This is a genomic window from Shewanella sp. HN-41, assembly GCF_000217915.1.
GTDB lineage: Bacteria > Pseudomonadota > Gammaproteobacteria > Enterobacterales > Shewanellaceae > Shewanella.
In genome coordinates, this window is the sequence record NZ_AFOZ01000028.1 from 1 (window position 1) to 13609 (window position 13609).

11 protein-coding genes, 1 tRNA gene and 1 rRNA gene are annotated in these 13609 nt (G+C 45.9%); 4 read left to right on the plus strand and 9 right to left on the minus strand.

What is annotated here, in order from left to right; translation table 11 throughout:
• Together SOHN41_RS10650 and gmhB are read right to left on the minus strand one after the other, a co-directional pair.
• A 16S ribosomal RNA gene (locus tag SOHN41_RS10650) occupies positions 1 to 125 on the minus strand; the annotation flags it as partial.
• Between the two features lie 407 nt (positions 126 to 532).
• Positions 533 to 1090 carry a D-glycero-beta-D-manno-heptose 1,7-bisphosphate 7-phosphatase gene (gmhB, locus tag SOHN41_RS10655; protein ID WP_007648716.1) on the minus strand — a complete coding sequence of 186 codons (558 nt, stop codon included), beginning with the start codon at positions 1088 to 1090 and terminating at the stop codon, positions 533 to 535.
• A 418-nt stretch (positions 1091 to 1508) separates the two neighbouring features.
• Between gmhB and SOHN41_RS10660 the strand changes: the two genes are divergently transcribed.
• Together SOHN41_RS10660 and SOHN41_RS10665 are read left to right on the plus strand one after the other, a co-directional pair.
• Complete coding sequence (locus SOHN41_RS10660) at positions 1509 to 2180, plus strand: GntR family transcriptional regulator (RefSeq protein WP_007648718.1); 672 nt, start codon at positions 1509 to 1511, stop codon at positions 2178 to 2180.
• Positions 2181 to 2272: 92 nt separating this feature from the next.
• Positions 2273 to 3337: a ketoacyl-ACP synthase III gene (locus SOHN41_RS10665; protein WP_007648719.1), complete on the plus strand. Its 1065-nt coding sequence runs from the start codon at positions 2273 to 2275 to the stop codon at positions 3335 to 3337.
• Between the two features lie 56 nt (positions 3338 to 3393).
• Here SOHN41_RS10665 and SOHN41_RS10670 read toward each other — a convergent pair whose 3' ends face one another.
• Together SOHN41_RS10670 and SOHN41_RS10675 are read right to left on the minus strand one after the other, a co-directional pair.
• Positions 3394 to 3987, minus strand: a complete 594-nt coding sequence (locus SOHN41_RS10670; protein WP_007648721.1) for a lecithin retinol acyltransferase family protein — start codon at positions 3985 to 3987, stop codon at positions 3394 to 3396.
• Between the two features lie 344 nt (positions 3988 to 4331).
• Positions 4332 to 4408 (minus strand) — tRNA-Pro (locus tag SOHN41_RS10675).
• A 361-nt stretch (positions 4409 to 4769) separates the two neighbouring features.
• Here SOHN41_RS10675 and SOHN41_RS10680 point away from each other — a divergent pair.
• On the plus strand, positions 4770 to 6956 hold the full coding sequence (locus SOHN41_RS10680; RefSeq protein WP_007648722.1) for a diguanylate cyclase: 2187 nt from the start codon (positions 4770 to 4772) through the stop codon (positions 6954 to 6956).
• An 18-nt stretch (positions 6957 to 6974) separates the two neighbouring features.
• Here SOHN41_RS10680 and SOHN41_RS10685 read toward each other — a convergent pair whose 3' ends face one another.
• Positions 6975 to 8450 (minus strand): alpha/beta hydrolase, encoded by a 1476-nt coding sequence (locus SOHN41_RS10685; RefSeq protein WP_007648724.1) that lies wholly within the window; start codon positions 8448 to 8450, stop codon positions 6975 to 6977.
• A gap of 161 nt (positions 8451 to 8611) precedes the next feature.
• Between SOHN41_RS10685 and SOHN41_RS10690 the strand changes: the two genes are divergently transcribed.
• On the plus strand, positions 8612 to 9136 hold the full coding sequence (locus tag SOHN41_RS10690) for a DUF6942 family protein (RefSeq protein ID WP_007648725.1): 525 nt from the start codon (positions 8612 to 8614) through the stop codon (positions 9134 to 9136).
• A gap of 71 nt (positions 9137 to 9207) precedes the next feature.
• Here the strand turns inward: SOHN41_RS10690 and nadE are convergent, their stop codons facing one another.
• The 4 genes from nadE to adk all read right to left on the minus strand — a co-directional run bounded on the left by nadE (position 9208) and on the right by adk (position 13518).
• A complete protein-coding gene (nadE, locus tag SOHN41_RS10695) occupies positions 9208 to 10038 on the minus strand; it encodes an ammonia-dependent NAD(+) synthetase (protein WP_007648728.1) in 831 nt (276 codons plus the stop codon).
• 209 nt (positions 10039 to 10247) lie between these two features.
• Positions 10248 to 11552 carry an inosine/guanosine kinase gene (locus tag SOHN41_RS10700; RefSeq protein WP_007648731.1) on the minus strand — a complete coding sequence of 435 codons (1305 nt, stop codon included), beginning with the start codon at positions 11550 to 11552 and terminating at the stop codon, positions 10248 to 10250.
• A gap of 202 nt (positions 11553 to 11754) precedes the next feature.
• Positions 11755 to 12762 (minus strand): ferrochelatase, encoded by a 1008-nt coding sequence (hemH, locus tag SOHN41_RS10705; protein ID WP_007648732.1) that lies wholly within the window; start codon positions 12760 to 12762, stop codon positions 11755 to 11757.
• 111 nt (positions 12763 to 12873) lie between these two features.
• Positions 12874 to 13518, minus strand: coding sequence for an adenylate kinase (adk, locus tag SOHN41_RS10710; RefSeq protein WP_037458895.1), 645 nt, complete (start codon positions 13516 to 13518; stop codon positions 12874 to 12876).
• Positions 13519 to 13609: the final 91 nt, after the last annotated feature.

Here is a 13609-nt window from a genome sequence, read left to right on the forward strand (position 1 = left end):
AGGCATTACTCACCCGTCCGCCGCTCGCCACCTCAGGAGTAAACTCCCTTGTGCTGCCGCTCGACTTGCATGTGTTAGGCCTGCCGCCAGCGTTCAATCTGAGCCATGATCAAACTCTTCAATTAAAGTTTTGGTGTTTGACTTACATCAAACGGCTCAATGAATTCTGTCATTTGTTTTCGCTTAAAAGCGAAATCAAAATTATGTACATATTGCTATGAACACTCTCACCGAAGTGATAGGAATCATTGATTTAATTCTTTGACTGCCAACCCGAAGGCTAAGCAGTTTCGATTAACTCAACACCTGTGAGTGTCCACACAGATTTGCTTGATATATTGTTAAAGAGCATGGTTATCAGCTTATTCAGCGGTTAACCTTGACCCCGCTGGGTCAGTGGATGCGCATTATAGGGATGTCAGATTTTACCGCAACCCCTTTTTAGCGAATATTGGCAAAAAACGATTCAAGCGCACATTTTTTAAACTAAATGTGTATTTAACCGACTCTTTTGCTGAGTCTAGCGTGAAATCTAACCTAGGCTTTTCAAGTATTGAGGTACATCGGCAATACTGTCGAGCACTATTGTCGCATCACTGCTGTCTGCAATAACCTTACCGCTACGCACTAATATACGGGTTGGCACACCTGCCGCTTTTGCCGCTTGCATGTCTTCGGCTTTATCACCCACCATCACAGACTGTGCAAGGCCGATCTTTAAGAATTTAGCGGCATCATTAAGCATGCCTGGTTTTGGCTTGCGGCAATCACAATCGACTTTGTATTCACCTATGCCCTTTTCTGCATGGTGTGGGCAATAGTAGATGCCGTCAAGCTCAACACCTTTATCGGCAAAGTTCCAATCCATCCATTCGGTCAGACTATGAAATTGGTCCTCACTGTACATGCCACGGGCAATGCCCGATTGATTTGTGACTACGACGAGCTTATAACCCATTTGCTTTAACGCAAGGCAGGCCTCAAACACACCTTCTATATATTCGAAGTCATCGACTTGATGTACATAACCATGGTCTTTATTAATGACACCATCACGATCTAAAAAAACGGCTCGATTGACTGCAATCACAGTACTTACTCCACTCACTCAAAAACTCACTCAAAACATCGCCTAATGCGTTATGGCGAGTATTATTTCATTCATTGTAATAAATTGCACCGCGAAGTTTATCTTTGACAGATTTACAGCATCCCACCTAAGACTGCAGGTTAACAAGTACCTTCAAAGACAAGTGATTTAAGCATAGCGGCATAATGACAGTTTTAGTTTTCCCATCGCTGGATAAAAGAAGAGTCGTGCAAGGCCACACATCTTTTATTCGAAATTGCAAACAATGAAGATGGCTTTTTAAAGCAGTAACGCCTCCGCTCATCGGTCTTTTAGGGAGCAAGCGATAGTATTCGATCAAGCATTCCCCTTTATTTGTGGTGTTTTTAACGGTAATCTTGTGCGGATAATGATAAAACACCCGAAATAGACGGAAATAATGAGTCGAACTACGCCTATAGTCCATAAAACCCGCACTCAGCTCGTTGTAGAAGTGCTCAGAGAGAAAATTCTTTCAGGTGACATAGCCGCAGGAGAACCACTCAGACAAAGTGCTTTGGCCGAAGCCTTAAATGTCAGCAGGATCCCGGTAAGAGAAGCATTGTTGCAACTTGAGGCTGAAGGTTTAGTCAAATTTGAACCCCATAAGGGGGCGACTGCGACAGTGTTATCCGTCGAACAGGTTACCGAACTTTTTGAATTACGTGCGATGATAGAAACCGATCTGCTCGCCAAAGCAATTCCACGGCTCGCAGAAGAGGATTTAATTAAAGCAGAACGGGTACTGGAGCAATTAGAGTCGGCCTTTAAACATGAAGATGCCGTTGCCAGTTGGAGTGAGCTAAATACTCAATTCCATACGTGTTTATACCAGGCTGCTAATCGCCCACATACGCTTGAGGTTGTTCATGGCCTCAATACAAACTGTGATAGATATATTCGTTTGCAATTACTGTTAGCAGGGGGGATCCCGGCTGCAGAGCATGAGCACCGCGCTCTATTAAATTATTGCAAGCTAAGAGAAACAGAAAAAGCCACGGCGTTACTGCGACATCATATTTTGCATGCCGCAATGACTATTCGTGATCTCGTCGCCAAACAGGTGGTATAGATCACGGAAAGCCATTCGTTATACCGATAAGCTTTGTTGTCGATTCAAGGCAGCACTTCAGGTTCTGCCTTTTTTATTTGAGAGAAAATACCATGCAGTACGCCACTATCACTGGTTGGGGGAAATGCGTTCCACCTGCCACACTGACTAACGATGATCTTGCGACCTTTATAGAAACATCCGATGAATGGATTAAGTCACGCACCGGGATCAGTCAGCGTCATATCAGCCATGTGAATACGTCTGAGTTGGCATCCGTTGCCGCTAAACGCGCCCTCGCGGCTGCGGGCATTGATGGCAGCGAAATAGACATGATCATTCTCGCCAGCGCAAGCCCAGATACCTTGATCCCGAATATCGCCTCAACCGTACAGGCTAATATTGGTGCTAGCTGTGCCGCGTTTGATATTAACGCTGCCTGTAGCGGCTTCCTCTACGGCGTAGGTTTAGCCAGTTCGCAAATTAAGAGCGGCCAGTGCAAAAAAGTATTAGTTATCGGCGCAGAGCGCCTCTCTTTTTATCTCGATTGGTCACGCCGCGAAACGGCAGTGCTCTTCGGTGACGGTGCGGGTGCCGTCGTGATTGAAGCCTCTGATATTCCAGGCGGCATATTGGGCTACGAGCTCAATAACGATCCCGATGGACGTGATATTCTTAAGGCAGGCTTTGGTACTGCAATGGATAGATTCTCAGCCGAGTCGTTGGATTTTTATATCCAATTTGATGGCCAAGAAATCTTCAAGCGCGCAATTAATGGCATGAACAAACTGAGCACTCAAGTGCTTGAAAAATGTGGTGTAAATAAGGATGAAGTGGATTTAGTTATTCCACATCAAGCAAATGAGCGCATTATTGATACCCTCGTCAGTCGAATGAAAATTCCGAAAGAAAAAGCCTTTGTGAATATCGCTAACTATGGCAATACCTCGGCGGCGACGATCCCCATTGCAATTTGTGATGCATTGGAAAAAGGCCTTATCAAACCGCACCAAACCATACTCTCTTGTGCGTTCGGGGCAGGTTTAACATCTGCGGCACTGTTATTGAAATGGGGCGAGCGAGTGACACCAGTTAAACAGAGCGATGCTCAATTGCCACCTTGCGATAAAAGCGGTATTGAATTGGTTAAACGTGCAGTGGACTATTTTTGTCAATAATCCGAGTGCTGTACTAGTGACATAGCCATCTTCGGATGGCTTTTTATTTTCCAGAGTTAATCGCTCAATTGTGGTAACTGCATTTCATCCCAATAAATCCCTTGGTTAAAATGCGCCGCCAGCCTCTGATTTAATTCGTTAAAGCTCTTGATTGAAACCTCATGTCCACTAATGCATGACCAAACAAAACGATGGCAATTATTGTCGAATAGATCGTATTCGCGGTATTGATAGATAGCCTGTTGGGCACGATTTAGTACTGACCCAGAAACCAAAGGTTGATGTTGATGATTGCAGGCAAGATAGATTTGGCTCCCCGTACGTCCCGCTAAAAAGCGCTTTATCGATACGGCTCGTACCAGACCAGATCCATGAAGCTCCACCAAACAATCATCACCGAGCCAAATACCCGTATGCTCTATCACGCCAAAGACATAACAGCAAACGATACTGCCAGGCTCAGGCAGCACTTGTTTAAAGCCCTTCTGCCATTGGCTCGGCGACGCCAGCATAGCGCGATTGGCAAGAGCTTGCTTGGGAGCTCGACCGAGTAATCTGTCACGCTCAAGCTGCAGGCGCTTTTGCTGTTCATCCGCCAAGAACGCAGCTCCAATGGCAGCACCACCAAGCCAAAGTAACGGTAAGGCCATAATAATCTCCCATGCAATCAATTAAGATCTAGATTAGCTATTAGTATGAGTGAAGTATAACCTCCCACAAACAGCCAAATTACAACTTACACTATCCATACGTCTATGATCATTGCGGTCCTTTCTCTATAGGCATATCCTGCCCTCATCTGCCAAGAAAGCGTTAAATAATCGACGTGGAACTTTCTCACTTTTGCAATAGTGTGACAAACAGCCATGCTTATGTCGAACTGGGAGTCATTAGTGTTAAGAAGAGATCTTGTGGATGATGAGCCTGAGAAGCTAAAAACTAAAAAGCCCCACTTATAAAAGTGAGGCTTTTTATACTCTTAATAAGAGAAATTTGGTCGGTATGAGAGGATTCGAACCTCCGACCCCTGACACCCCATGACAGTGCGCTACCGGGCTGCGCTACATACCGAAAATGTCGTGCTTAAATAATTTACCTTAGATAAGCTTAAGCACTTGTTACTTAAGATGCTATTGATTGGGGTTCACCTTAAGTGAGCCAGACTTTAGCAATTGCCTCGCCTCTGTGCAAGTGCTTAGTGACATCTCTTTGATTAACTGCTTAGTTTCTAGTCTGTATGGTTAAATTTTGCCAGAAACTAAACGGCTTCTGGCGCGTAAAACCATGGCAAGTACCAGACTGTGAGCTAAGACCAAACTTAAGTGATCCATTCAATATCTAATTAAGAAACTTCTGCTAAGCTAGAGATAATTTATAGCTTCAGTGCAATCGCTTGCTTTTTAAGCATAATTTTGACTAAAGGGACTTATCTTTGCGTGTACCAGCTCTGAATATTGCCCATCTAAAGTTAGCTACCTTTCTCGGTTTATTCGGTCTGGTGCTGAACCTTTACCCTATTCCGCTCTTTGCCAACGTGCAGCTTATTTTAGGCAACGCGGCTGTGGTGATCGTGGCCATCTTACTCGGGCCTTGGTATGCCCTGTTTACGGCCCTATTTACCGCAACGGGTTTGATGCTGGCTTGGTCCAGTGCCCACGTATATCTGGTGTTTTTGCTTGAGGCGCTGTGGTTGGGTTTTGCACGGCGCAGAGACTTCCCCATACTCTATGCCAGCATTTGCTATTGGCTGTTGCTGGGCTTGCCATTAATGGGGCTATACCTTTGGTTAATCACGGGTATGCCAGCTTACCACATCCCCTTTACCACGATAAAACAAGCCTTTAATGGCATTTTTTACACCACCTTGGGCGAGCTTTGTGTGGTGGCACTGCCTAGTTTATGGCATTTAAAAGACAGACTGGTTAATCACACACGCCGCACTATGAGTTCGCAGCTCAGTTACCTGTTTATTTTGATCACGACCATCAGCTTACTGGCCTCATCCTTAGTGTTTAATCATTATTTTATGGATAAACAACAGGTGTTAATTAATCAAAATCTGGATGATACAGGTATCTCCCTAAGCCACGCCACCGAAACCTATATCAGCACCAATACCCGTACCATTGCTAGTGTCGGTAAATTTATCAGCGTATCGGGTTTGCCATTCGAACAATGGCAACTGGTCCTCGATAGTGTCCAAGGGCTAACCCCTAGTTTTACTAATATGTTTATTGCCAATCAAGATGGCGAGATAGTGGCGGGAAGTCCGCTGGAAAAGCTTCATCAAGTGAATCAGTTACCACAAAAAGTGAATGTGCAAAACCGAGATTATTTTATCCAAGCCTTTATTCACCATAACACCTTTGTCTCACCCGTATTTATCGGCCACGGGGTCAATAAAGACATCATCATCGCCATCAGTGCTCCGATTTTTAAAGAAGGTTCGAATACCGCCATAGGCATAGTGCAAGGTAGCTTAGACTTAAGTTATTTCTCCAATATTGATAACCAAAATCAACACCACGAAACACAATCCATCATCCTATTGGATGAAAAACAGAATATCGTTTATGCCTCCGAAAGACTCGGGTTACAACCCTTAGCCCCTTTCAACTACGTCACGGGTAGCACTGAATACCATACCCGATTAAAACTGATGGATATCAATCAGCAGGAAGCTGATACTCCTGAATTTATTTACGCCCACCATCAACTAAAAAACGGCTGGCATTTGTATGTGTTGGAACCCTTTGTTCCCCTACTGACCTTAGCGCAAAATCAATACACTAAAACGATAATACTGCTGTTACTGAGTATGGTCGGCGCTATCATTATCGCTAAAGCCATCAGCCGTTTAACGACAACTCCCCTCGCCTTACTGGCGCAGCATTTTAGCCAAAATAAAGATGGTAGTTTCAATGATGAAAAGTTTGAACACGAGCTATTGGATAGCAGTACGCCTCAAGAAATCTATAGCCTGTACGAGAGTTTAGAGGCGAATCAACAGACACTGCTTAGTCATCAACTCGAGTTAGAAGATAAAGTTAAGCAACGCACTATCGATTTAGAAATTGCTAACGGCAAACTCAAGGACATGGCAGAGCGGGATTCACTAACTAACTTGTATAATCGCCGTTATACCGAGAAACAATTCCTGAAAATCCAAGATCTGTGTGAGCGTGGCCAGGATACGATTGCCGTGGTACTGCTCGACCTAGACTTCTTCAAAAAAGTGAATGATACCTATGGTCATTTAGCGGGGGACGAATGTTTAAAAGTCATGGCTCAAGTACTATCGAGTCATTTTAAACGGGATGTCGACTTGCTTTGCCGCTACGGAGGGGAAGAGTTTGTATTAGTGTTGCCTATGTGCAACTCCTTAAATGTCGAGGAACATCTCAATCAATTCCGCACACGGCTCGCAAAACAAATCATTACCGATCCCGCGACCCAAAACAGCTTCAGTGTCACGGTAAGTATTGGTGCACTGATCGCTGATGCCTCCTACAATGCTTCCCTAGACGTTTGGCTAAAACAAGCCGATGAAAATCTATATAAGGCAAAAGATCGGGGTCGCAATTGCGTCGTCTGCACGCATATTATCGAACCCATCTAGAAATAGCCTAGTAGCATGTTATGGCTTGATATGGGCCATTTGATATTGGTCAATTCGTGACAACATATAGGGGAAAAACGGATTCCATTTTTGCCTGAGCATTTCAACTGCCGAAACACTCAGCACACCGCGCTCGCCACGGGCAGCCGCCCCACCAATTTGAATGCGGTGTTTATCTGTATTGTTTTTTAGGCCATAGAGTCCATCATCCTCGGCAAAAATAAGGGCTACATGGGATAAGGAATACACCTCTGCAGGCCAGTACAGGGTCAAGGGCGCAATAGTCGATGATGCCCCCCCTTCTTGTTGACGAGGTAACACTCCAAACTCCCGAACCTGTACCTGTGTGGTCTCAGCATTGATATTTTCGATCAAAGTGCCTCGATAATGCACACTGTCCGGATTGGTCGGTAACAGCTCGGGAAGGGGGTCATTGAGCATCATATTGCGATTAATCGAGGTGCGATTCATATCAAATAAAACTAATTCGTGACCTTTTGCAGGTAATACTTGATAGAGAGTATTGACCACGGCACGGCTTGAAACCGTCGCATCAACTACGGATTGAAAGGTTAATATCGATGGGATCTGTTCTCGCTGCAAAGCCGTTAATCCCGCGAGCAATCCCTGATTATGCAATGCCAATTGGTATACGACATCCCCTGCATTCACCGCAAAAGACATGTATTTAAAGGGATCGTACTCCACTTGAATACTGTTCCATTGTAATTTATTCAACTGTAATAGTTGGCCAATCCAGTTCTGCCAACGCGCCGCTGCCGCAATCGGGGTCAGACCGATGGCGGGCGATATAAAGATCATCCCCGCATAGTCAGGTGCTTTATCTTGATTGATTAGCTCAAGCTCATGGTTAAGTGCTACCGCCGCGCCCGTTGAAAAGCCAATGACAAACAGAGGCTTACCTTTAAGCTCTTGTTTCATATGCGCCGTTGCCAGATTCACCGCTGCCGCTAAGTCCTGCCAGTATAGGCTAGTGAGACCACTCGGGATGGTGCCGTGTCCAGGGAGTCTTAATCCAAGCACATGGGCTTTATCCTTAAAATGCGCAGCCAGATTTGACATGGCATAGGGCGAATCCGACATACCATGTAGCAGCAATACGCCAAAGGGAGCATTGGCCTTGGGCCACTCGAAGCTGCGATTCCAGTTATTAGACCAACGGGCGGGATCCGACAGACTGTCCTTAACATAACGATTTACGGGCGAAGCATCTGTCGCCGAGACTTTTTTAAGCACCTTATTGTCCACTTCGGCAAATAACTTATCTTCTAAGGCAATGTAATCACTAAACTTGTCGAATTTGGTGTTGTAATGAAACTCGTTTTTGAGTTCAGTGGTATGCCAAAGGGACAGATCGGGTCTGGCATTGAGAAAGTATATACCTGTCAGTAACAGGGCAACGGCAATCCCCAAGCAGGCATAAAATGCAGCAAAAAATAAATGCTTGGTCGAGCCTATGATAATGGCTTTCATGCTAGTCCCTTGGATCCCATAAAATGTGCAAGCAGATTATAAGGTTAGATAAAAAATCTCAACTTTCATGTTTAAGATTTGCTCTGGCGATAATTTAGCTTCGGCGGTGCTCCCCTCTTAGGTTAATATCTGCCCCACTTTTATTAACGAACTCAACTCATATGCACCTTGGCCCGATAGCTGCGCCCTATGCGTTTTATCTCCCCAATGCCCCACTCATACCCGAAAATTGGCATTGGCAACAGGATGATGCGATTGCAAAACTCATCGTCTTAAATGGTAACCACTGGCGTAAAATCTTCACAATTATGGCAAAAATTTGTGCAAGCGGAGAGGACTGGCGCCATTATCGCGACAATTTATTACTCAAAAATCACGAGATGCTATTGATAGGTGCTAATACCCTCTCGGCCAATGCCAGTCTTCATCTTCTTTGTGGGCAAGCCGTCGCCAAGCCATTAGGGTTAGATATTGATGACATCCATATCGCCCCACGAAATCAGCAACTGGCGAAGCAACAATTGATGCGAGACTCTCAAGGTAAGCTACAGGATGTCACTGCGATAGTGAAGGCGCAATATCCGTACTCGAAGCATGTACTGCTCACGCCCTACTTAGACTATCGCCAATATTCGAATGCCTTGATAACACTGACGCGCGCACACATCCAAGATGCGCACCTTTAACCTTTGCGCATAAAAAAGCACCCAAATTCTGGGTGCTTCTTCGCTCATATTAAGACGGTAACCGTCTTAAATTAATCGTAAATAGTCGGAATTGGCTGACGCTTATGTTGCGTCACCTTATAGATATTAATCAACTTGTCTTCAACCGTTTTATCGACCTCTTTCCCTTCAAGGAAATCATCAATTTGCTCGTAGGTCAGTCCAAGCGCCACCTCATCTTCCAGTAAAGGTTGATTGTCTTCCAAATCCGCCGTTGGCGCCTTATAGACTAAGGAATCTGGCGCGCCCAAATAAGCCGCCACTTGGCGCACTTGGCGTTTATTGAGGCCAAATAAAGGCGCGAGATCGCAGGCACCATCGCCCCACTTAGTGTAAAAACCGGTAATATTTTCGGCGCTGTGATCAGTACCGACCACTAAGCCACCCACTAATCCCGCCAATTCATACTGGGCAATCATCCGCATCCGCGCTTTGACGTTACCTTTGATAAAATCGACTTTAGCCGCATCCGGTGAACGCAGTCCCACCTCAACAAAGGCAGTTAAGGTGGCTTGATGCACGCCATCAACCCCTTGGTGCACATTGATGGTGACTAATTTGGTCGGCTGAATAAATTGGCAAGCTTGCTGGGCTTCGTGCTCATCTTTTTGAATTTGATAGGGTAAGCGCACCGCAATAAATTGATAACCACCTTCGGCAGTTTCACTATTAAGGCTATCCACGGCTAACTGGCATAAACGCCCAGCGGTGGAGGAATCAACACCACCACTGATCCCTAACACTAAGGCTTTGCTACGGGCTTCTTTCAGTTTTGCCTTGATAAACGCCACACGGCGCTGCACTTCAAATTCTGGCTCAATCGTCTTGAGCACTTTCATTTCTTTTAAGATTTGCGCTTTCACCGAAAATTCCACCTTAAATATTCGCTGTTATTGGGAGCAGTGATTCGGCTAACGTTATCACTTATTCGAGTCTGTCTGTAGCAAAAATTAACCTCTATGCGGTTAATTGTTGATAAAACGTCAGCTTCCCGATTTTTACGCCATTCCAAAAACAACAAGGGCAATAACGGTTTACCGCTATTGCCCTTACTAACTCAGCTGGTACAGACTTATCTTTCCCAGTAGGATTCTTCTAAGCTGTCTTCCCGCTCGGGTAAACCGCGGGAAAGACGCGGACTGTGCTGGGCTAACACCTCATAGGCGACACGGTTAGCATACTTACAAATTTGCGAGAATGACGAATAACACAGGCCATCACGTTTATGCTTGCTCGAACCTGGCACATTCGCTTTATGAAAAGTATTAGCCGCCAGATCATGTAACAGCGCCGATAGGGCGCCATCCCCCGCGCCGTTAGTGTTGCCGATTTTTTCAGGCCCCCCCATATAAGGGGAAATGTGGGCATATACTTTAATCGGCGTTTCGCAGTCACTTTTCAATTTGGGCCGCGAGAATTCATAACGGTTAAATTCGGGGATAGCACCGGGCAGCAGCGTATGAGTCGTTTCGCGCTTTTCTGAGTCTTCGGCATAACCCGCAGTATACAAACCTATAGGACCTGCGGTGGTTAACACCATATCGCACCACTCTAGTGCCTTTTCACTGGCCAATAGAGGATCGCGAAATCCCGTTAGGGCCTCACCTTCATCCTCATTCATCGCTAGGATAGTCACATGTTCTTGAATAAAGTTTTGCCACCAAAGTGGATCTTCCTCAATCAAGAAACGGGTGCCCAATGTCAGTACCACAGGCACTTCGGCCGCTTTCGCATACTCAATGGCACACATAGCCGCATCGGTAATACGATCCCCGCCACTCGCCCGCATTAAGTAAGCGGTTAACACTAAGGCCGAACTGCCCTGCACTACGTCTTTATCAATATATTCTGGGGTTAACTTATCCATCGCCCCTTTACTGATCGCAAATGTGCGCTCACCGCACTCAGAAATCAGGGTAAAACAGCGGCCAATAGGCCCATCGACGGGTTGTAGGAAGTTAAGATCAACTTTTGAAGAAGTATTGCAAAGGTAACGATAGGCGTAACTGCCCACCTCAATATTTTGGCTCATCACCCCAAACAGCACAGAGCGATCATCGGCCAAAATAGAATAATTGTGCACTGTATTGCCGATAGTGCCGCCGGCAAACTCATCGCTGATCAACCCCAAAAGCTTAAGTTCGGTATAGAGTTGATGGGCTTGCTCATCATTGATCAGGGTCGAATTTCCCTTAGGCAATCCATAGCGACTGAGCAGTTCATCTTCCACTTTCGCTTCGATATCCACTAAGGTTTGATCTATACCGCTGATATAAGTGGCAAAGGGTTGAGGTTGTTGAGTCAGCTGCTCAAGCAGTGGATCTCGGGTTTTGACCGGAAAATAATGTTTCGACTTGCGCTGACCGGGAAACTTCATAGTGGTTCTCTTTTCCTGGCATCCATGCTAATTGGCGTTATGACGAGCACGTACTCGCCAGCGTCCTAAAAATAATGAGTCTAGGCTAGCGAGACAAAAAATCCACTCCCAAGCCACAAGGGCGCAGATTCTACCATAAAATCAGCATGAAACTAGGGCGTGTTAGTGTTTCAAGTGCAGATTTTTAAGGGGTAATCCAACGTCAATCCCAAGACAGGGCTTGCTCTTGTACGAGCTGCCTCAACAATTCGATATGCAGTTCATCATCATTTAGACAGGGAATAAAGCGGTATGCCTCACCGCCCGCGTGTAAGAAGGTTTCTTTACCGCCGATGGAGATTTCCTCTAAGGTTTCGAGGCAATCGGTCGCAAAGGCTGGACAGAACACATCGACACTTTTAATCCCTTGCGCAGGCAACTCAGCCAACAACTGGTCGGCATAGGGGGTTAACCATTCTTCACGGCCAAAACGGGATTGGAAACACACCTGCCATTGGCTATCGGTTAATCCTAAAGCCTGCGCCAGTAACTTGGCCGTAGTGCGACACTGCTCTGGGTATGGATCGCCCTCATGGGCATAACGCAGTGGAATACCGTGGAAAGACAGCAGCAGCTTGTCGGCCTGCCCATGGGTTTTCCAATGGCGTTTTACTGAATGCGCTAAAGCTGCGATATAGGCCTCATGGTCGAAATACTGTTTGTTAAAACGCAGCTCTGGAATATTACGTACGGTTTTAAAATAACTGGCAACGGCATCGAACACACTTGCTACCGTTGAGCAGGAATATTGCGGATAGAGTGGCAAGACCACAATCCGCTCTGCCCCTTGGGCTTTAAGCCGGACAAAACCGCTATCGATTGATGGATTACCGTAGCTCATCCCCAGTTCAACGGGGATAGTTTGATTAAAGGTTGCACTCAGATCCACCGCCAGCTTTTGGGCTTGGCGTACACTTATCACCATTAGGGGCGAACCTTCATCAGTCCAAATGCTTTGGTATAACTTAGCCACTTTAGCGGGGCGGGTATTGAGAATAACCCCATTGAGCAAAGGTTGCCAAAGCCAAGGTGAAAGATCGACGACCCGGGGATCGCTTAAAAACTGTTTAAGAAAACGCCTAACGGCCTTAGGGGTAGGTTCATCGGGGGTGCCAAGGTTGACCAATAATACACCGAAAGCAGGGGAAGGAGAATTCAAGATAAGACCCATAGTTAGTGGTATTCATTGGCAGGCTAACATTCAGATACCCATAAAAAAAGCCTGCGTTGGCAGGCTTTTTTCTAATATGAGAACTTGTTCTCGTAAATTAAGCTTTTTCGCTTATTTCAATACACTGGCAAGCTGTTCACTCACGGCAGCAACCGATTGAGTACCGTCAAATTTGTTGTACTGCGTTTCGCCAGCGGCAGCCACTTTACCGTAGTATTCTACTAGCGGCTTTGTTTGCTCGTGGTAAATCGCCAGGCGTTTACGCACAGTGCTTTCTTCATCATCAGGACGGATCGCTAAATCTTCACCCGTCACATCGTCTTTACCTTCCACTTTAGGTGGATTGAACACCACATGGTAAACACGTCCTGAACCTGAGTGAACACGGCGACCGCTCATACGCTTAACGATTTCTTCGTCTGGCACATCGATTTCAATCACGTGATCAATGCTAATACCGTTGGCCGCCATCGCATCCGCTTGTGGGATGGTACGTGGGAAACCATCTAACAAAAACCCTTTAGCACAGTCGTCCTGTGCGATACGCTCTTTAACCAGTCCAATGATCAGATCATCAGAAACCAGTTGGCCCGCATCCATCACTTTCTTCGCTTCTAAACCCAGCGGAGTGCCAGCTTTAACGGCGGCGCGTAACATGTCGCCAGTAGAAATTTGTGGGATACCATACTGTTCCATAATGAACTGGGCCTGGGTACCTTTACCGGCACCTGGGGCGCCCAATAGGATAATGCGCATCTCAAGAGTCCTCTTTTTCGCATTGATATTCTTCTTAGGGCGGCGATCTTCGCACATCTGGCCGCCATTGAGAAGGGTTTTAGCTTCGACT